17 protein-coding genes are annotated in these 18,709 nt (G+C 65.2%); 4 read left to right on the plus strand and 13 right to left on the minus strand.

The annotated features are described in order from the left end of the window. Window positions 1–59: 59 nt before the first annotated feature. The 6 genes from C7450_RS00505 to C7450_RS00530 all read right to left on the minus strand — a co-directional run bounded on the left by C7450_RS00505 (window position 60) and on the right by C7450_RS00530 (window position 4,811). Window positions 60–386: a hypothetical protein gene (locus tag C7450_RS00505; protein ID WP_245449414.1), complete on the minus strand. Its 327-nt coding sequence runs from the start codon at window positions 384–386 to the stop codon at window positions 60–62. A 187-nt stretch (window positions 387–573) separates the two neighbouring features. Continuing rightward, window positions 574–1,383 (minus strand): sulfurtransferase, encoded by an 810-nt coding sequence (locus tag C7450_RS00510; protein ID WP_110372444.1) that lies wholly within the window; start codon window positions 1,381–1,383, stop codon window positions 574–576. 20 nt (window positions 1,384–1,403) lie between these two features. Further along, window positions 1,404–2,657 (minus strand): chromate efflux transporter, encoded by a 1,254-nt coding sequence (gene chrA, locus C7450_RS00515; protein ID WP_110373179.1) that lies wholly within the window; start codon window positions 2,655–2,657, stop codon window positions 1,404–1,406. A gap of 38 nt (window positions 2,658–2,695) precedes the next feature. Further along, window positions 2,696–3,022 carry a PadR family transcriptional regulator gene (locus tag C7450_RS00520; protein WP_110372445.1) on the minus strand — a complete coding sequence of 109 codons (327 nt, stop codon included), beginning with the start codon at window positions 3,020–3,022 and terminating at the stop codon, window positions 2,696–2,698. 96 nt (window positions 3,023–3,118) lie between these two features. Next, complete coding sequence (locus tag C7450_RS00525) at window positions 3,119–4,348, minus strand: MFS transporter (RefSeq protein WP_238121391.1); 1,230 nt, start codon at window positions 4,346–4,348, stop codon at window positions 3,119–3,121. A 16-nt stretch (window positions 4,349–4,364) separates the two neighbouring features. Further along, window positions 4,365–4,811 (minus strand): chromate resistance protein ChrB domain-containing protein, encoded by a 447-nt coding sequence (locus C7450_RS00530; protein WP_110372446.1) that lies wholly within the window; start codon window positions 4,809–4,811, stop codon window positions 4,365–4,367. Window positions 4,812–4,931: 120 nt separating this feature from the next. On the opposite strand from C7450_RS00530, the gene C7450_RS00535 reads away from it, so the two are divergent. The 4 genes from C7450_RS00535 (at window position 4,932) to C7450_RS00550 (ending at window position 10,377) form a co-directional block, all read left to right on the plus strand. Beyond that, window positions 4,932–5,924, plus strand: coding sequence for a chromate resistance protein ChrB domain-containing protein (locus tag C7450_RS00535; RefSeq protein WP_210206329.1), 993 nt, complete (start codon window positions 4,932–4,934; stop codon window positions 5,922–5,924). Window positions 5,925–6,091: 167 nt separating this feature from the next. Beyond that, window positions 6,092–8,386 carry a heavy metal translocating P-type ATPase gene (locus C7450_RS00540; protein WP_110372447.1) on the plus strand — a complete coding sequence of 765 codons (2,295 nt, stop codon included), beginning with the start codon at window positions 6,092–6,094 and terminating at the stop codon, window positions 8,384–8,386. 278 nt (window positions 8,387–8,664) lie between these two features. Further along, complete coding sequence (locus tag C7450_RS00545) at window positions 8,665–9,306, plus strand: hypothetical protein (protein ID WP_110372448.1); 642 nt, start codon at window positions 8,665–8,667, stop codon at window positions 9,304–9,306. Between the two features lie 21 nt (window positions 9,307–9,327). Further along, a complete protein-coding gene (locus C7450_RS00550; RefSeq protein WP_281064254.1) occupies window positions 9,328–10,377 on the plus strand; it encodes a helix-turn-helix domain-containing protein in 1,050 nt (349 codons plus the stop codon). Between the two features lie 48 nt (window positions 10,378–10,425). Here the strand turns inward: C7450_RS00550 and C7450_RS00555 are convergent, their stop codons facing one another. The 7 genes from C7450_RS00555 to C7450_RS34990 all read right to left on the minus strand — a co-directional run bounded on the left by C7450_RS00555 (window position 10,426) and on the right by C7450_RS34990 (window position 18,702). Beyond that, entirely contained in the window at window positions 10,426–11,571 is a 1,146-nt protein-coding gene (locus tag C7450_RS00555; protein WP_110372450.1) for a hypothetical protein, read from the minus strand. A 27-nt stretch (window positions 11,572–11,598) separates the two neighbouring features. After that, window positions 11,599–12,954, minus strand: a complete 1,356-nt coding sequence (locus C7450_RS00560; protein WP_238121390.1) for a tyrosine-type recombinase/integrase — start codon at window positions 12,952–12,954, stop codon at window positions 11,599–11,601. 438 nt (window positions 12,955–13,392) lie between these two features. Beyond that, entirely contained in the window at window positions 13,393–14,277 is an 885-nt protein-coding gene (locus C7450_RS00565) for an amidohydrolase family protein (RefSeq protein ID WP_110372451.1), read from the minus strand. Then, window positions 14,265–15,377, minus strand: coding sequence for a vWA domain-containing protein (locus C7450_RS00570; protein ID WP_245449416.1), 1,113 nt, complete (start codon window positions 15,375–15,377; stop codon window positions 14,265–14,267). Before C7450_RS00570 ends, C7450_RS00565 begins: the two co-directional genes overlap by 13 nt. 38 nt (window positions 15,378–15,415) lie before the next feature. Beyond that, window positions 15,416–16,312 carry an AAA family ATPase gene (locus C7450_RS00575; protein ID WP_110372453.1) on the minus strand — a complete coding sequence of 299 codons (897 nt, stop codon included), beginning with the start codon at window positions 16,310–16,312 and terminating at the stop codon, window positions 15,416–15,418. Continuing rightward, window positions 16,309–17,331, minus strand: coding sequence for a xanthine dehydrogenase family protein molybdopterin-binding subunit (locus C7450_RS34985; RefSeq protein ID WP_110372454.1), 1,023 nt, complete (start codon window positions 17,329–17,331; stop codon window positions 16,309–16,311). Before C7450_RS34985 ends, C7450_RS00575 begins: the two co-directional genes overlap by 4 nt. A gap of 3 nt (window positions 17,332–17,334) precedes the next feature. Then, a complete protein-coding gene (locus tag C7450_RS34990) occupies window positions 17,335–18,702 on the minus strand; it encodes a xanthine dehydrogenase family protein molybdopterin-binding subunit (RefSeq protein ID WP_110372455.1) in 1,368 nt (455 codons plus the stop codon). Window positions 18,703–18,709: the final 7 nt, after the last annotated feature.

Raw genomic sequence — 18,709 nt, forward strand, 5'->3', positions numbered from 1 at the left:
CCCTCAACGGGTGCCGCTTCGCACGTCCGCCTCACGCCTGGAATGCGTTGAGACCGCTATCAGCTCTGGAAACGAGGGGGATCGAGGCCGGGCAAGACCGCCAAGCCGTCCCCGGCCTGGTTGTCGAGATCAAAGGGCTGTCGCACAAAGACCAGATCCAGAACGTGGAGGTCCACGCCGTTTGCCACGGGCACATAGACGCTGCAGGAGACGCTGCAGCATTTTCCGTGGTCAGCGGTTTGGGTCGGCTCGTCCGGATGATGATCCGCGGGATCGGGCGAGGCGACCTGATGCGGATGATCCGCCGCAGCGGCGTATGCCGGGTCCCCGTCGTCGTGGCATGGCGCGGAATAGGCGCTGGCGATGGGTCCGAACAGCATGGCCATTGCCACCAGGATCGCTGGCAGCACTTTCACCCACCCCGCTGCGGATCTAAGCCTAATCATATACCCCATCGCCTCACCGGCGAACTATGCCTCATCGTAGGTCCGCATGAAAGGACCGCCTTGAGCAGGATCAATGTGCGCGCCGACGAGGTCACCTGTGCGCGCATTGGTTTTCCCTGAACCACCATCAGGCGGGTCCTTGTTCGTCCCGCACGATCGGGCAACTCTCGTCCTTCGCCCAGTCGGCAAAGCTCAAATAGTAGACTTGGACGTCGTCATAGCCCGCCCGCAAGGCGGCGAGAGCCGCAAGGGCCGCGCGCCCGCCGCCATCGCAATGGGTGACGATGTGGTCGCCGGGGCCGAACCCGGCAGCGGACAGCAGCGCGTGCAGGTCGGCAGCCGGCTTCAGGCGGCCCGAACCGAGGAGGTCGGCATGCGGCAGAAGCCGGGTACCGGGCAGATGCCCGCCTCTTGTGTTCTGGCGCAGGTCCTCGCCGCTGAATTCCGCCGAGGTCCGGGCGTCGAGGATGTGGACCTTGCTCAGGTTGCCCTTCAATTCGGTGCGGTTGACGAGTCCGACCGGTCCAGTGCCGGGATGGGCCCGGAACGCCGCGGTGGGGACCGCCGGGCGAATGCCGGCGAGGCGATCCGGATACCCGGAGAGGGTTGGCCCGCCGCCGTTCAGGACCAGGGCCTTCACCCCGAAATATTGCAGGATAAACCAGACGCGGGCCGAGTCCGTCATCCGGCCGTCATCGCTCACCACCACCGGAACCGCCGGATCGAGACCGAGCCCACGGATGGCGTCCTCCCAATAGGTGGACGTATCGAGGGAGGTCTCGGCGACACGGGCCGCCGCCTCCCACGCCGCGATGGGCACGCGGATGGCGCCCGGCGCATGGCCCTTTTCGAACGCGTCCGGGGAACGGACGTCGAGGAGATGGAAGGCGCCGAGAAAGGCCAAGGCCGACGGCTCGATGACCGGATCCTGTAACATGGACATCTCCCGGATGGGTGTCAGGTCAAGGTGTGCCGCATGCCTCCAGCCGCGGCGAGCAGAAGCACCACGACGAGCGGTGGGACGCGCCACACGGTGAGCAGCAGGAAGCCCGCCAGCGCCACCACGAAATCCGGGGCATCGAACACCGTGCCGGTGAAGACGGGGCTGTAGAGCGCGGCCCCGAGGATTCCCACGACGGCCGCGTTCGCGCCGCGCATGGCGGCTTGGGCTAGGCTCTTGCGCCGCAGCGTGTCCCAGAACGGCAGCATGCCTGTCACGAGAAGGATGCCCGGCAGGAACACCGCCACGAGGGCGATGGCGGCGCCGACGATGCCGTTCGGTTCCGGCCGCATCACGGCGCCGAGCCATGCCGCGAAGGTGAAGAGCGGACCCGGCACCGCCTGGACGAGGCCGTAGCCGGCGAGGAAGTCGTCGGGCGTGACCCAGCCCGGTGCCACTAGCTCGGCTTGCAGGAGCGGCAGAACCACGTGGCCGCCGCCGAACACCAGGGCGCCCGAACGGTAGAAGGCGTCGAAGAGCGCCAGACCCTGGGATCCGGTCGCCGGCGCCAGGATCGGCGGCACCACCAGCAGCGCCGCGAAGGCAACGAGCAACAGCACCCCCGTCCGGCGGGACAGGGGCACCGGCGGGGCGTGGGACGGGTCCTGCGCGCCACGTCCCAAAGCGGTCTGGTCGCGGCACAGCACTAGGCCCGCCAGCGCCCCCACGGCAATGGCCGCGATCTGTCCGAAGGCGCCGCCGGCAAACACCACCAGGGCGATCGACGCGAGGGCGATGCCGGCCCTTGGCTGATCGGGGGTGAGCGTGCGCGCCATGCCCCAGACCGCCTGGGCCACCACCGCGACGGCGACGAGCTTCAACCCGTGCAGAACGCCTTCGGCCGCAGGTCCTCCGAGGGCGGCGGCGCCCAGCGCGACCGCTACGAGCGCCACTGCAGAGGGAAGGGTGAAGCCGGCCCATGCGGCGATGCCGCCAAGGAACCCGCCGCCGCGGATCAGTCCCAGCGCGAAGCCCAGCTGGCTGGAGGCGGGGCCCGGCAAGAACTGGCACAGGGCCACGAGATCGGCATAGGCCTCGTCATCGAGCCAGCGGCGGCGCAGCACCAGCTCCTCCCGGAAATAGCCGAGATGGGCGATCGGCCCTCCGAAGCAGGTGAATCCAAGCTTCAGGAAGGCGACGAGGACCTCGAGCGGCGTGCCCCGCGTCGGAGTTGCAGGAATGGCGGCATCGGCGACGTCGTCCCGGCTCATGTTTCCCCGCTCATGCTTCCCGGCCCAGGTTTCCTGGCTCATGGCTTCGTGGTCCCCGCTGGTGGGCTGGGCCGCATTTCCTTGAAGAGCTCGCTCACCTTCTGCCGCGCCGTCTCCAGGGCCTCGCGGCCGAGCGGCGTCGCGCAATAGAGCCGGCGGAGGGCACGTCCGTGGCGCTCTTCCCGCACGGCGAGATAGCCTTTGCGCTCCATGGCATGGAGCATCGGGTAAAGGGTCCCCGGGCTCAGCCGGTAGCCGTGGCGGGCGAGTTCCTCGATCATCCACTGGCCATAGACCTCGCCTTCCACCGCATGATGGAGGATGTGCAGGCGAACGAGGCCGGACAGAAGCTCCTGATGCTCCATCCACCCTTCCATCTCATACGAAATCGAATTTCGATATCGATATTCGATTATCTGGGCGGAGCGGTCAACTCCCGCGCCGAAGGGTTGGCCAAGAGGTCACCGCTCTTCCGGCGGCCTGATGTGCCGGAAGGCCCAGAGCAGACCGAAATCATAGAGGATCTTCAGCACCCCGCAGAGAATGAATGGCCAGGCCTCATGGCCGGCGGCGAACAGGGCGCCGGCCATGGCCGGGCTCAAGGCCGCGGCAAGGCTGCGCGGCACCGAGGTGATGCTCGCCGCCGCCGCGCGCTCGGGCGGCGTCACCACTGCCATCACATAGGAGGAGCGGGTCGGAACATCCATCTGCGACAGAGCGGAGCGCACCAGCAGCAGGACGAGGGCCACCTCAAGGCTCGGCACCACCGCGGCGAGGATCAGGCACAGGCTGGAGGGGATGTGGGTGAACACCATGGTGTTCACGAGCCCGATGCGTCGCGCGAGCCACGCCGCGACCGGGAAGGAGAAGGCGGACAGCACGCCGGAGATAAAGAAGAACGTGCCGGCTTCGGCGAGCGACAGGCCGAAGCGCGTGAACAGCCAGAGCGCGAGAAGCGACTGCACCGCGAGCCCGCCGGCAAACGCATCGATGGAGAACAGCGCCGCAAGCCGGTAGACGATGCCGCGCGACGGACCGAGGGCCGCGGCAGGCTTATCTTCGGTGGCAGAGACACGCGGGATGCGGGCATAGAAGAGACCGCCGGCCACGCCTAGCAGCGCATAGAGCGTGAACATGGCTTCCAGCGCGCCGAGGCGTGAGATGCCGAACTCGGCCATCAGGTCCGGGCTCATAGCCGCCAGCGCGCCCACCGCGGCGGCGAGGGCCCCCACGAGGCTGTAGCGCGCGAAGGCCGAAGTCCGCGCCTTGTCCGCCACCAGATGGGACAGCGTCGCGTGCTCGATGGGTACGAAGATGCTTACCGAGCCGGACGACGGGTTGATGGTGCCGCAGAAGGCCACCAACAACACGGCCCCGTAGCTTGCCGACTGGGTGAAGGCGAACCCCGTCGCCACCATGAGGCCCGACGCGGCGATCAGCAGCGTGCGCCGGTCGATGCGATGGCCAAGCAGCCCGATGGCGAGGGTCATCAGCGCCGAGCCAAACAACGCGGTGGTTGCCACCACGCCGATCTCGAATGCGCCGAGTCCGAGGGCCGAGAGATAGACGGGAAGCAGCACGGCGACGAAGCCGTCGCCGAAATCCCGAAGGGCCCGCGCCGCATAAAGCGAGGAGACGGGGGAGAAGAGGCCGTGGCCCTCGACCGCCGGGCTGTTCAGGACTTGGGACACGGCAACCGCTCCCTCTTTAGGCCGCAGCCGGATATGTCGCGCTCTTTCCGCCGGCCCAGGCGTAGAGCGCGTCGTAAATGACGAAGCCGCGCTTCAGGAGGTCATGGTCGTCCGGCGTCACCTCACGCAGCCCCTTGGAGATGGCGAGCAGGCCCGCCGACTGGGGCGTGAGGTCCAGCCGGCTGGTGTCGGCGCCGCGCACGATGTCGGCGAGGGCGACGATGGCCGGATCGCTCTGAAGGCCGTAGTGCGTCACGAAGGCGTCGAAGCTGCACTTGTCGCCCGCATGGCCGAACGCGACGCCGGGCACGTCGAACAGCGTAGCGCCGGTCTCCTCGGCCTGGCGGATCACATCCTCAGGCGGCGTGAACAGGAATTCGGGCGCCGCGTCGATGAAGCGCGCGATGAGCCAGGGGCAGGCGATACGGTCGATGACCGGGCGGGCGCGGGTGATCCATTTCATGAGCCGTCTCCTTGCCTGGCGCGGCGGCTTCTGATCACCACCGGCCACGTGGAGACGCTACGCCTACATCAATTATGATACAAGTGTTGCATTTTTATTTTGGAGTGATACGGTTTACTCATGAGCGACGATGAGACCTCTTCCGGGCAGCTTTGGCTGCTGCTGATCCACCAGCTTCCGACCAAGCCGGCCTACTTCCGCGTGAAGATCTGGCGGCGGCTGCAGGGCATCGGCGCCGTGGCGGTGAAGAGCTCGGTCTATGCCCTGCCGGCCTCGGCCGAGACGCAGGAGGATTTCCAGTGGCTCGTAAAGGAGATCGCCGCCGGCAGCGGTGAGGCCATGGTCTGCGAGGCCAGACTCGTGGACGGACTGACGGATGCCCAGGTCCGTACCTTGTTCGATACCGCGCGAGACACCGATTACGGCGCGATCTCAGAGGAGGCGCGCGGCATCGCCGCCGCACTCGATGCGGACGCCGGGGCCGAGAAGCGTGCCGAGGCGCGATCACAGACCGGTCGGCTGCGGCGACGCCTCGCCGACATCGCCGCGCTCGATTTCTTCGGCGCCACGGGGCGGCTAGTTGCCGAAGGCCTCATCGCTGCCCTTGAGGCCCGAACCGCGGAGGACACAGCCATGGCATTCCCGCCCGCAACGTCACCCGTCAATCTCGATCCCCTTGCCGCGCTCAAGGGGCATGTGTGGGTGACACGGCGCGACGTGCATGTGGACCGCATCGCCTGCGGCTGGCTGATCCGGCGCTTCATCGATCCAGATGCTCAGATCCGTTTCGTTCCTGGCAAGGGCTATGTGCCCAAACCCGAAGAGCTGCGCTTCGACATGTACGAGGGCGAGATCACCCATGAGGGCGATCGCTGCAGCTTCGAGGTGCTGCTCGGCCGCACCGGCCTTTCCGATCCCGCTTTGCAGGCGGTGGGCGAGATCGTCCACGACATCGACCTCAAGGACGGCAAGTTCGGCCGTGAGGAAGCCGGCGGCATCGCCAGCCTCATCACCGGCATCGTCTTGAGCGAACCCGACGATGCCCAGCGCCTCACCAAGGGCGCTGGAGTATTCGACACGCTCTACCAGTATTTCCGCGCCAGCCGCGCATGACCGAAACGAGGTCATCAGGGCAATCTGGATGGCGCCATCACGCTGCTGGTGAGTGCTCAGGGCATGTCTTCAGGAAGCGAGTTGCGCAGCCCCGGCGCGGTGGCATGTGACGGACCATCGGACTAACGTCCAGCCCGGTCAGGCGAGCATCGCCAGGGGGGACCAGGATGGGACGTTTGCTCGACGAGCGCTTTTTGCGCAGGGCCCTCGCGGCGGCGGCCCTGGTTGGGCTTCTCGGTGGCCTTGCCGCGTGGGCGCTCGGCCATGGGGCCGTCGCCGGCCTGATCTGGACGGCCGGCACCATTCCCGTCGTCGCCTGGCTCACCGTCTCCATCGTGCGGGACCTTGTCGCCGGACGCATGGGCGTCGATGCGGTGGCGCTCCTCTCCATGAGCGGCGCCATAGCGCTCGGCGAGAGCCTCGCAGGTTCGGTCATCGCGGTGATGTATGCCGGCGGAAACCTCCTTGAGGACATCGCCATCGCGCGGGCAGAGCGGGATCTGCGATCGCTGGTCGATCGGGCGCCCCACATCGCCCATCGCCGCACCGGAGAGACGATTGCGGACATTGCCATCGAGACCGTCGCGGTGGGCGACGTGCTGGTGGTGCGGGCCGGCGAGGTGGTGCCGGTGGACGGCCTCCTAATTGCCAATGCAGCCGCTTTGGACGAGGCGGCCCTGACCGGAGAGCCCATGCCGGTCGCGAAAGTGCGCGGCGCACCGGTGTTCAGCGGCACCGTCAATGCCGGCGAAACCTTCGAGATCCGCGCCACCGCAGCAGCCGGCGACAGCACCTATGCCGGCATCGTGCGCATGGTGACGGCGGCACAGACGGCCAAGGCCCCGTTCATCCGGCTCGCCGACCGCTATGCGCTGCTGCTGCTGCCGGCAACGCTCGTCGTCGCAGGCCTGGCCTGGGCGCTGTCGGGCGACAAGATCCGCGCCCTCGCCGTGCTGGTCGCCTCGACGCCCTGTCCGCTGATCCTGGCGGCGCCGGTGGCCTTCATCGCCGGCATCTCCCGGGCGGCGCGGCTTGGCATTCTTGTCAAAGGCGGAAGCGCGCTGGAGGCGCTGGCGCGCACCCACACCGTCCTGTTCGACAAGACCGGCACGCTGACCGTGGGCGGCGCCCGTCTCGTCGCCGTGGAGACGGCGCCCGGCGAAAGTCCGGATGAGATCCTGCGGCTCGCGGCCTCGCTGGAGCAGGCCTCGCACCATGTGGTGGCGGAGGCCATCGTCCGTGCGGCTCGCGGGCGCGGCGTCGCGCTTGATCCGCCCGACGCGGTACGCGAAGCCATGGGATCAGGCCTGGAGGGCCGGGTCGACGGGCGCCTGGTGAAGGCGGGATCGTATGAGCTCGTCTGCGGCGCCTGTCATCGCGAGTCGTGGGCGCTGCGGGCCCTGCGGCGCGCCGCCTGGCGATCCGCCCTCAGCGTCTTCGTCTCCGTGGATGGGCAGCTGAAGGGCGCCATCCTGCTGGCCGACGAGCTGCGGCGGGAGACGCCGCGCGCGGTCCAGTCGCTGCGGGCCGCGGGCGTGGCGCGCATCGTCATGCTGACCGGCGACAATGCGGAGGCGGCGGAGACCATCGGCGCCGCTTTGGACCTCGATTGCGTCCTCGCCAACCGAACCCCGGGCGACAAGCTGGAAGCGGTCGCGGTGGAGCAGCGGCTCAACCCCACGCTGATGGTGGGCGACGGCATCAACGACGCGCCCGCCCTCGCCGCCGCCGACGTGGGCATCGCCATGGGTGCGCACGGCGCCAGCGCTTCGTCCGAAGCGGCCGATGTGGTCATCCTCGTGGATCAGCTGGACCGGGTGTCGGACGCCGTGACGATCGCCAAGCGCACGCGGCGCATCGCGCTCGAGAGCATCGGCGTCGGCATGGGGCTGTCTTGCCTCGCCATGATCGCGGCCGCCTTCGGCTGGCTGTCGCCGGTCGCCGGTGCGCTGACCCAGGAGGCCATCGATGTCGCCGTCATCCTCAATGCCCTGCGCGCTTTGACGGCGGGTCACGGCTTCGGCCATCGTGCGCTGAAGCCGGGGTTCACCCTCGCCCTTCAGCAGGATCACCGGGAGCTGGAGGCAACCCTCGACCGGATGCGGGAGATCGCCGACAGTCTCGACGATACCACCGGCGCGGCCGCCGTCGCCTTGATCCAGGAGGCGAGCACGCTGGTGACGACACAGATCGCAGCCCACGAGCGGCTGGACGAGGAGAGCATCTACCCGCAGTTGCGCGAAGTCCTGCATGACGGGGATGGTCTCGCCGCCATGAGCCGCGCCCACCGCGAGATCCTCCATCTCGCGCGGCTTCTGAGGCGCCTGGCGGACGGCCTCGGCGCGGACGATGCAGACCGCTATCTTATCCGCGACGCGCAGCGCATGGTGGAATCCATCGAGGCACTGGTGCGCATGCATAACGCGCAGGAGGAGGACATCTACGAGAACGTAGCGGCCTGAGCCTCGCAGCGAAGCCCCGGCACTTCATGCCAGACCTTGGCAGCTCAGCGCGCGAGTTTCTTGCTTCAGATCTTTGTAAGCACGGCGGTTACGAATATGAAGCTGCCCGCGAAGATCAGGCCCGCTATTGCGCTCAGTGGCAGGCCATGGCGGAGCATACCTTCATACAGAACTCTTCTTCGATCATCCGCCGCCCCCAACCACCCAACCAAGACAGTTGCACGCGATAATTTTTTCCTCCACAAATGAGGTCAAGAAAATTATCGTGGAGCGATTCGATGGCTGCGGTTCGCGTGCTTGCCGATCATCCTGAAGTTGATGCTCGCCTCGCCGAGTTCGGTGTCACGCGCCAGGCGCTGCTCGAGGTCGTGCGCGGCGTGGTCGCTGCGCGTGCCGACGCGATCGCCGATGATCCCGCTTCTGCTGAGGGGCTGCTCGCCTACATCTACGGCACCCGGTATGTGCGGCAACTTTTCCGGGCGATCGGCTGGGTCAATTATCGCGAGAACAACGTCGAATCCGTCAAGCATCCGGATAGCCCGCTCAAGGTGGTCTATCAAAGTGTCGACCATGCCGCCGACAAGTTGCACAGGCCGCAAGCGGTTTCCGGGAAAGGCTCCGGCGCCGACCGTATCATTGCGGTGGGACAGACCGGGCTGTTCCCCGAGGAAGAAATGTCCGCGGCGCGAGATCAGGGGCTGGCGGAGCTCCGGACCGGCGTATGGTTCTTCTGCGTGTCGGTTCAAGGTGATGAGATCCGCGCCGAGCTCTCTCTGCCTTCGGGCATTTCCGGCGGCAATTTCGAGGGCTTCATCGAGCGCATCTTCATCCTCGGCGGTGGTGAATGGCCGGCGGATGCCATCCTTGATAGCGATCGTCCGGACGGCATTGAGTTCGAGCCTGCTGTTTTGCGTCGCTAGGCCATGTTCAACATTGGCAGAATGGAGCTCGCGCGGAAGCGGCAGCGGTTGACCGCCAAGGCTCTCGCCGAGCAAGCCGGCATATCGCCGGTCACCCTGTCGCGTGTCGTCAACGGGCAGCAGGTTCCGGATGAAGACACTGTCGACGGCTTGGTGCGTGCGCTGGGATTTCCGCGGGAGTTCTTCTTCCGGGACGACGCGGCCCCGATCGGCGCTGATGCCGCCAGCTTCCGGAGCCTGACGGCGATGTCGGCGCGAGAGCGCGATGCGGCGCTCGCCGCCGGCTCATTGGCCTTCGAGATGTCAGCCTGGGTGCGGGAAAGGTTCGTTCTGCCGCAGCCAGACCTGCTCGACCTCAGCCATGAACGCGATCCCGCCGGAGCCGCACGTGCGCTACGCCAGCATTGGGCGATCGGCGAGCGGCCGATCTCCCATATGATCAAGCTGCTTGAGACGAAGGGCGTCCGCGTCTTCTCGCTGGCCGAGAACACGAAGAATGTGGATGCCTTTTCCTGCTGGCATGATGGTGAACCGTATGTCTTCCTCAACACCTTCAAGACCACGGAGCGCAGTCGGTTCGACGCTGCTCATGAGCTGGCGCACCTTGTCCTGCACAAGCATGGCGGTCCCAATCAAGGGCGCGCTGCCGAACTGGAGGCACATGCGTTTGCATCGTCGTTCCTGATGCCTCACGACGACGTCGTGGCGACGATCCCATTCGTCCGAAGCCTCGATCAATTGGTGCTCGCAAAGAGGCGGTGGGGCGTGTCCGTCGCTGCGCTTGCGCATCGCCTCCACCGGATCGGCCGGATCTCCGACTGGAACTACCGGACTTTCTGCATCCAGATAAACAAGCGGTTCGGCATCAACGAGCCTGACGGTCTCCCGCCAGAACGATCTGCAATATGGCAGCGTGTTCTCACAGAACTTTGGCGGGAAGGCGTGACGCGCCGGCACGTGGCGGCCCGCCTGGATATTCCTGAGGCAGAACTCGACAATCTTCTGTTCGGGCTTACCGGGGATGTGAATCCGCCATCCGTCGGTGGTTCGTCTCTCCGGCTAGTTCCGTGATTGTGCCTAGGGGGTTAAGCCTCCGAGATATCACGATTGGAAAAACGATCATGGTTGCTCGCTCACCGAACTTTCGGATGCATCACCTGTCCCGACATTGATCTCCATAAATGGAATGTCGAGCAAACTATCAAAATCGGCCGGTTCGGTGAGATATCGGAAACCCCACGGGCTTAGAAGGAGCAGGCTCCTCCGAGCCGGTTGCTCGAAACGAGGATCCCACAGTCCGTCACGCTCGACATGTTCCAAGAGTTTGAGCATTCGATCCTCGGGCAAAGCAATCTCGTTAGGGGCGAACCCGGCATCCCACATGTAAACAAGAAATTCCGCAGGCTGTCCGGCGGCTTGATCCGTGAACACCGCCAATACCTTTCCGCCAAGCTGACCATTGATCGCTTCCTGCCGTTGAAATTCGGGCGTTGTTACCGGGGCTGGCGCTGAACCGGATATTGAGAATGTGTGCCGCTCGGGATCGGCATGGATAGTCCAGGGTGCTGGAAAATTTGCGCTAAAGCGGCCGATGATTGTACGTGCCGGATGAAAAGAGTGGATGGCTTCGGACATATAGGATCTATGGATGTCAAAAAAGCCAACGCCTTTTGTAAGAGCCACATTGACCTCGTCGAAAGTCAACCGAGTCGCATGACCGCCGTTCCGACGCCTGAGACGCAAGCCATCCTCCCAGATAACGTAATCGGCATGATAAATGCCATTACGAATATCGTCTCTAAAGGCCTCTTCCAGCACCAATGCAAGACCCGGCATGCCAATCGCATGCGCGGTTCTAGCTAGATCTCTGAACGTCGCATTTGCATTCGGCCCAATGACCCTAGCGGGTTGCTGTCTTACTCGAACAAGGTCTTGAAATGGCCAAAGCAAATAAGGTTTTAGCGTGACAATCCCCATCATATTCTTGAGGGTCTCATAGATGCCGCCTGCCTCAGCGAGCTGACAATAGAGAAACAGCAGGATACGAATTTCGGCCTTCGACCGTGGGCGGCTGTGTGCGGGGTGAGCGGAGATTTCCTCGAACACTTCGTGCGCTGTGATCGTAGTAGCCCAGCCGGCGTCCTGCATGCCGCGGAATTCTCCACCGAGCGAAGCGGCAAAGTCGAGTTCGTTGATTCTCCGAGCGAACGCCAACAGATATGAAAGATGCCGGGACAATTTCCTGAGATAAATCTGCGCTTCCATAATTAGTTCAACTTCAGTTTTGGCAGCCTAGTGTTCACGTGCATCCGATTGTTCGCTCTGAGCTGACACCTCACTCCTGCCTGCCAGTGCTTCAGCAATCTTTCCCGAAATCCGATTGGCCGCGCGACGCGAAGGATCATGTTGCACATGCGCGTAGATCGCTGTTGAGCGTGCATTCGCATGGCCAAGAATGGCTCCTGTCAGGGGCAACCCTTCGCCATAGGAGACGGCGGTGGATCCCATCGTATGCCTCAGCGTATGGGGGGTAACGCCAGGTAGTTCCGCTTTCGCGACGACCCTGGTCCAAACGCCCTTTGTTCCCTGAAAATGGCCATCTCCCCGTTCCGCCGGGAATACGAAGTCGGAACCCGGCTTCCTTGTAATGCCACGCAGCAGCACGATTGCAGCCGCGCCAAGCGGCCGAATGGACTTTCCAGTCTTGCTGTCGTCCAAAACGAGAAGGCCGTGCTCGAAACTCACCTCATTCCATCGCAGCGCGGCGATCTCGTCGCGACGACAGCCGGTCAAAGCCCACAGGCGTGCAATGTTCAATGCTTTGGCGTTGACACCCTCCAGTTCCAGCGCGTCGAACGCCTTGCCGAGACGGCTGATCTCCTCGAGCGTCAAATACCTATCGCGCCTGTTGTCGGATTTTTTCACAGCAGCGATGTCGCAAGGATTGGAGGACACGATCTTGCGCCGCACAGCAAAGCTAAAAACGGCGGAGAGATCCTTTACGACCTTCCGCGCGGCTCCCTCGCCGCCGCGAACGATGATGCGTTTGCGAAACCCGATTTTCTCATCCTTGGCGGTCTTGCCGTTGGTCACATCCCGCACGAAGCGTTCGATCTCACCCGCACCAACCTCCGACACGCGCTTTCGTCCGAGCAGCGGCACGACATGGTGCCGTAAACGCGCGATCGTGTAAGCCTTGGTGCGGGGCTTCATGGGCTCGCCCTGCCGAATGCCGCGCTGAACGAAGCAGCCTTCTTCTTCATAAAGGTCGATCAGCTCGGCCATCAGCATTTCGCGCCGCTTTGTCTGAAGCTCGCCAGCAGGGTCCTCACCTTTCGCGGCTGCGCCGAGCAGAATCTTCGCCTTCTTGCGTGCCTCGTCGACGGTCAAGTTTCCATAGCGGCCGACTGTCTGGAAACGCTTCGGCGCGTTCCGCCCGCCGCCGTTGGCGCGGTATCGAATGATGAAGGTCTTCGATCCGCTCGGGTCAGTACGGACCCCAAACCCGGATAACTCGCTGTCCCAAGCGAAGCAACGCTCACCGTTCGAGACGATGCTGTCGACCACCTTTTTAGTGAGCCTGACGGCGTTTTCTCTTGCCATTCCCGTGCCTTTCGATAGGTCGATGCCATCGAAGTTGGTGACCACCTGGTGACCACCGTGACGGAAAATCTCATACCATGCCAGAAAGGCCAATATCAATAAGCCACTGAATAGTATTGATTTTTACAGGTCAGTCCAACTGAGGAAAACTCCGGATAACCCTGTCTCCAATTTTGCCAAGGTTGGGGTCGAGGGTTCGAATCCCTTCGCCCGCTCCAGTTTTTCTCTAGAAAATCCGATACTTAGCAATCGCCCTTCGGGGCGTTTTGTGCTTCCTTAGCCTTCGGCTGTGCCGCGTGGAAGCGGAATGGTGTAGCGCGACGAAAGTCGCCGGCTATCATGGCGGGCGGTCAGCGGCTCTCATTCAGCGCGGGCAAGTGAGAACCTGACCTCCTCCGCATTCAAGATCAGCCCCCGGCTTGGTGTAGCGTGCAAAATCAGATGTCAGTGCGCGCAACATCAAATGTCAGCGCCCGTCCTCGCCTATAGACGATAGACCCTCGCCGCCACGCCATGAAATACGTCGTCTTCGGCTGCCCCGCCGAATTGCGCGACGGCGCGTTTATGGGCGCCGATCAGGTCCGCATAGCTGGTCCAAATCTTCTCGATCGGAAAATTGGAGCCGAACATCAGGCGCCTGCTGCCGAACAGCTCGACCAGAGTTGCCACGATATAGGCGATGAGATCGCCGTCGTTCCGATGAATGAACGTGCCAAGTCCGGACAGTTTCGCGTAGACGTTTGGCAAGGCGGCAAGCTTCGTCAGACCGGCGGTCCACGCCGCCGCATCGCGATCGGATCGGCCGGCCAGCATCCCGGCATGGACCAGAACGAACATCGTTTCCGGATTGTCCCCGACCACGCCGGCTGCCGCTTCCATCTGAGCGGGAAAGAGCTGGAGGTCGAAGCTGAGCCCGTAGTCCTTGAGCCGGGCGAGGTTCCTGCGGACCCTCGCGTCCAGGATGAGATCGGGAGCTTCCGCAAAGCGGAATTCGGAACGCTCGTGCCAGTGCAACTGCATGCGGACGCCGCGGACGAGGGGATAGCGCATCAGCCGGTCGAGCTGGGGCCGCACATCGTCGGCGGTCATATCCGCATAGGCGACGATGGCGTGGGGCCAACCGCTTTCGTTCGCGGTCTGCTGGACCCATGCGACTTCGTCCTCGAATAGCTCCTTCGGCCAGTTGGCCTGGACGTACACCGCCTGCCCGACGCCGGCGCCGGCGAGGTCGGCTTGAAATTCACCGATGAGGTAATCGCGCCGGATGTCCTCGTAGGGCCCGAAGATGCGCGGCACCATGGGCCCACGGAGCCAGGGCAGATCATCCTGACGCCAGATGTGGAAATGAGAATCGATTACCGGTCGCATTGCTCTCGCTTTCCTTTGTTCCGAGCCACCGCCCCCGGCGCGCCGAGGGCGAGAATGAAGCGCGTCAAGCTGGATATGGACGATCCGTCGATGAGATCGTCGAGGACGGGGAGGATGCCGCGCAACGCGGCCGTCTCGGGCTGGAATTGGGGATCGGCTGCAAGCGGGGTCGCGAGAGTCAGCCGGAAGGCTCGCCGGGCAAGCTGGCGGATCGCGCGTTCCATCTCCTCGTGGGAGCCGCGCTCCAGCCCATCGGACAGAATAAGGATGGCCGCGCCGCGGGCGAATGCAGCAAAGCGCGGGGTGGCGACAAGCGCGCCGAGGCTTGAGCCGATGCGCGTTCCGCCATCCCAGTCCGCGACGCAGTGGGAGACGCGCTCGAGGGCCTGAATGGGGCTCGCCGGGCGCAGCGCGGCGGTGATCCGCGTCAGGCGGGTGCCGAGCGTGAACACCTCGGCCCGGTCGGCACCTTGGACGATGGCATGGGCGACTTTCAGATAGTCGGCTGTATAAAGCTTCATCGAGCCGGAGATGTCGATGAGCAGCAGCAAGTTGCGCTGAACCCGCTTGCGTCGCTTCAGCCGCGGGCGCGGTATGTCCCCGTCGGTCCGGACCAGCGTGCGCAAGGAGCGGCGCAGGTCGAGCTGACCCCGCGCGCGGGCCGGCACTGTCCGGAAGGAGGCGCGGACCGGCAGCGAACGCCCGAGCAGCCTGCGGAAGCGGGAGAGCGCGCCGCGGCCTTCATCGTCGTCGTCCCAGTCCCGTGCGGCGAGAACCTCGTCCGCCGACGAGAGCGTCCCGCCCTTCTCCCGACGAACGTCGCGGGCGCGCCGCGCCACGGCGTCGTCCGCGTCTCCCCGCCGCGCCATCCCGCCCTTAACGCCGTCGTCGGGACCATCGACCTCGCCGTAGAAATGGCGCCGGAACAGCAACGCGAACTCCTGGCGGCGGTCGGGAGACGGACCGAAGGTGGCGCGGGCGGCGTCGAACAGATGATCCATGGATCGGGGGCCGAGCAGTGCCACCGCCTTCAGGAAGTCGGTGACCTGCTCGGACGAGATGGGAAATTCGCTTTGCCGCAGGAGCTCGGCGAACGCCACCAGAGGCGCCGCTGCACGCGGAAGACAGGGAGCCGCCATCATGAAAGGGCCGCTTCGACGATGTCCCCAAGCTCCGGGCCGAGGGTTGCAAGGTCCTCCTCGTCCTTGACCAGCATGCCGATCGCGCGGCGGAACGCCTCCGGCCAGGGGCTGCCGCCCTTCTCGAGGACGGTCGCCGCGTTGGCCCACTCGATCGCCTCGGCGATGCCGGGCGGCTTGGCGAGCGGCCGCGCGCGGATGTCCCGTACCGCCCTTGCGACGGCCCGCGCCGTCGCTTCGGCGACGTCCCCGGCCTGCAGCATGATGATTGCCGCCTCGCGGGCTGCGTCGGGATATTCGATGTAGTGATAGACGCACCGCCGGCGCAGCGCCTCGGCGAGGTCTCGCGTCCGGTTCGATGTCAGGACCACGACCGGGCGCGACGTGGCGCAGAGCGTCCCGCGTTCCGGAATCGAGATCTGGAAATCGGAAAGGAATTCGAGCAGCAACGCCTCGAATTCATGGTCTGCGCGATCGATCTCGTCCACCACCAGCACGCTGTCCTGCGGCGCCTTCAGGACCTTGAGCAGAGGGCGGGCGATCAGGAAGCGGTCGTCATAGATGTCCACGTCCTTCTCGCCGGCCTGACGGATGGCGAGGAGCTGGCGCTGGTAGTTCCACTCGTAGAGCGCCTGCGCCGCATCGATGCCCTCGTAGCATTGCAGCCGAACGAGGTCGCGGCCGAGGATCTGAGCGATCGCCTTCGCCGCTTCGGTCTTGCCGACGCCCGGCGCGCCTTCCAGCAGCACCGGCTTACCGAGCCGCAGGGCCAGGAAGATCACCGTGGCGAGGCTCTGGTCGGCGATATAGGAGACGCTGGCGAGTTCCGCGGCGATTCTCTCGGGCGAGACGGCCCGCGCGGCAACACCCTCGTCCGGCGCAGCCTCCAGCCTCATGACGCGGCGCCCGGCGACGCGGCCGCCTTTTCCAGCAGAGCCTTGAGGATCCGCTCGGGGGTGATCGGCATGACGTCGATGCGTACGCCGACCGCATCGAAGATGGCATTGGCGATGGCTGGAATCTGCGGGTTCGCGCACATCTCGCCCGGCCCCTTCGCGCCATAGGGGCCGTCGGCCGCGGGCCGTTCCAGGACATATGTCTCCGTCTGCGCCAGATCGCCGGGACCGGGCATGAGATATTCGTTGAAGTCGGTGGGGCCGTGCTCGCGGGAGGGATAGTAGGGCTCGGTGGTCTCGTAGAGGGCGTGGCTGATGCCCATCCATGAGCCGCCGACCAGTTGCTGCTCCACGATCTTCGGATTGAGCGCGCGGCCGACCTCGAACACGTTCTTCACCGCGAGCACACGCACCTCGCCGGTCTCGTCGTCCACCTCCACATCGGCGACGGTGCAGGCATGGGCATAGCAGGTGGCGGGCTTCATGGCGCCGGTGGCGGCGTCGGGATAGGAACGCGGCACCAGGAAGATGCCGCGCCCGGAGATGGAGCGCCCCTGCTTGAAATGGGCGACGAGCGCCGTGTCCATGATCGAGATGGCGCGGGACGGCGCGCCCTTGACGTGGATGTTGCCCTGGCCGTCGGTGTCGAGGTCATCGGCATTGACCTCCAGCGCCGTCGCCGCAACCTCCAGCATCACCTGCCGCGCCTCCCGGGAAGCGGCAATCACCGCATTGCCGGCGCGGTGGGTGCCGCGCGAGGCGAAGGTGCCCATGCAATGGGGACCCGTGTCGGTGTCCGCCGTATCGACGATCACCCGTTCCGTCGGCACGCCGATGGTCTCGGCGCACAGCTGGGCCATGATGTGCTTCAGCCCCTGCCCGAGGTCGACGCTGGAGAGGCTCACCATGAAATTGCCGGTAGGGGTCGAATGCACCAGCGCCTGGGTCGGGTCGCCGCCCAGATTCATGCCCGTGGGATAGTTGATCGCAGCCACGCCGCGGCCGTGCCGGAGCGCCATGGTTCAGTCCCTCCTCGTGCGCGACGACAGCTCGAAGAAGCGGTCGGCAATAGGCCAGTTCGTGACCCGCGACGCCTCCTGCATGCACTCGATGAGCGCCGCGCCCTCGGTAGGCTGGCGGTGGGCCTTGAGGTCGCCGTCGCGATAGGCGTTGATGAGCCTGAACTCGATGGGATCCATGCCGATGAGGCGCGCCAGCTTGTCCATCTGCACCTCCAGCGCGAAGTCGCCGATGGTGACGCCGAACCCCCGCATGGCCGACGACGGCGTGCGGTTGGTGTAGACGCAGAAGGAATCGATGGAGACGTTGGGAATGGTGTAGGGGCCGGGGAAGTGGGCGGCGCCCTTCTGCGTGCCGTAGGGCGAGTGCCGCGAATAGGCGCCCGCGTCCACATAGCAGTGAACCTGCCGCGCGACGATGCGCCCGTCCCGCGTCACGCCGTCCTTCAGCACGATCCGCTCGGCAGCTCGCGGCGAGGAGATCTGCATCTCCTCCTCCCGCCCGTAGATGAACGACACCGGACGGCCCGTGAGCTTGGAGCCGAGGATGGCGATCGGCTCGACGATGACGTCGACCTTGCCACCGAACCCGCCGCCCACCGTTCCGCCCACCATGTGCAGCTTGTGGCCGGGCATCTGCAGGATGATGGAGGCGTTGTCGAGGGTGAAGAACATGGCCTGCGTATTGGTGTAGCAAGTGAATCGCTCGTTGCCCTCAGGGACGACGATGCATCCCGTGGTCTCGGTCGGCGCGTGCTCGATGGGCGCCGACGCGTAGGTCTGCTCCAGGATGTGGTCGGCCTGGCGGAAGCCGTCCTCGACGTCGCCCAGCCGGACCTTCCGGCTGCTGCCGCTGTCATAGTGATAATAGTTGCCGCCGTGGCGTTCGTTCACAAGGGGCGCACCGGGCGCGAGCGCCGCTTCCATGTCCAGCACCGCTGGCAGCGGCTCGTAGTCGATGCGCACCTTGGCGACGCCCTCGAAGGCGGCCCGCGGCGTCTCGGCGAGAACGGCCACCACCGCTTCCCCCTTCCAGCGGACCTTTTCCTCCGCGAGCACATGCTCGTCTTCCGGCCCCACCTGGATGAGCGACAGGACGGTGTAGAGGTTATGCGGCACGTCCTTCGCGGTCAGCACCCTGACCACACCGGGGTGGCGCTCAGCCTCGGACGTGTCGATCGCGCGGATGCGGGCGTGATGATGGGGGCTGCGCACCATCTTGAGGTGGAGCGTCCCGGGGAAGGTGCGGTCGGCGAAGAAGGCCGTGCGCGCCGTCACATGGCCGAAGGCGTCCGAGCGCGGCCTGGATTGACCGATCTCCTTGAGGTCGTCACGCCGCTCGTCGGCGAAATAGGTTTTTCGCAGTTCCATGGCGCGC

Origin of the sequence: Chelatococcus asaccharovorans (assembly GCF_003201475.1) — a bacterium.
Taxonomy (GTDB): Bacteria; Pseudomonadota; Alphaproteobacteria; order Rhizobiales; family Beijerinckiaceae; genus Chelatococcus; species Chelatococcus asaccharovorans.

Coding starts and splice junctions, on each gene's coding strand:
- C7450_RS00505 (WP_245449414.1), bottom strand. CDS start 386: ATGGCCATGCTGTTCGGACCCATCGCCAGCGCCTATTCCGCGCCATGC.
- C7450_RS00510 (WP_110372444.1), bottom strand. CDS start 1,383: ATGTTACAGGATCCGGTCATCGAGCCGTCGGCCTTGGCCTTTCTCGGC.
- chrA (WP_110373179.1), bottom strand. CDS start 2,657: ATGAGCCGGGACGACGTCGCCGATGCCGCCATTCCTGCAACTCCGACG.
- C7450_RS00520 (WP_110372445.1), bottom strand. CDS start 3,022: ATGGAGCATCAGGAGCTTCTGTCCGGCCTCGTTCGCCTGCACATCCTC.
- C7450_RS00530 (WP_110372446.1), bottom strand. CDS start 4,811: ATGAAATGGATCACCCGCGCCCGCCCGGTCATCGACCGTATCGCCTGC.
- C7450_RS00535 (WP_210206329.1), top strand. CDS start 4,932: ATGAGCGACGATGAGACCTCTTCCGGGCAGCTTTGGCTGCTGCTGATC.
- C7450_RS00540 (WP_110372447.1), top strand. CDS start 6,092: ATGGGACGTTTGCTCGACGAGCGCTTTTTGCGCAGGGCCCTCGCGGCG.
- C7450_RS00545 (WP_110372448.1), top strand. CDS start 8,665: ATGGCTGCGGTTCGCGTGCTTGCCGATCATCCTGAAGTTGATGCTCGC.
- C7450_RS00550 (WP_281064254.1), top strand. CDS start 9,328: ATGGAGCTCGCGCGGAAGCGGCAGCGGTTGACCGCCAAGGCTCTCGCC.
- C7450_RS00555 (WP_110372450.1), bottom strand. CDS start 11,571: ATGGAAGCGCAGATTTATCTCAGGAAATTGTCCCGGCATCTTTCATAT.
- C7450_RS00565 (WP_110372451.1), bottom strand. CDS start 14,277: ATGCGACCGGTAATCGATTCTCATTTCCACATCTGGCGTCAGGATGAT.
- C7450_RS00575 (WP_110372453.1), bottom strand. CDS start 16,312: ATGAGGCTGGAGGCTGCGCCGGACGAGGGTGTTGCCGCGCGGGCCGTC.
- C7450_RS34985 (WP_110372454.1), bottom strand. CDS start 17,331: ATGGCGCTCCGGCACGGCCGCGGCGTGGCTGCGATCAACTATCCCACG.
- C7450_RS34990 (WP_110372455.1), bottom strand. CDS start 18,702: ATGGAACTGCGAAAAACCTATTTCGCCGACGAGCGGCGTGACGACCTC.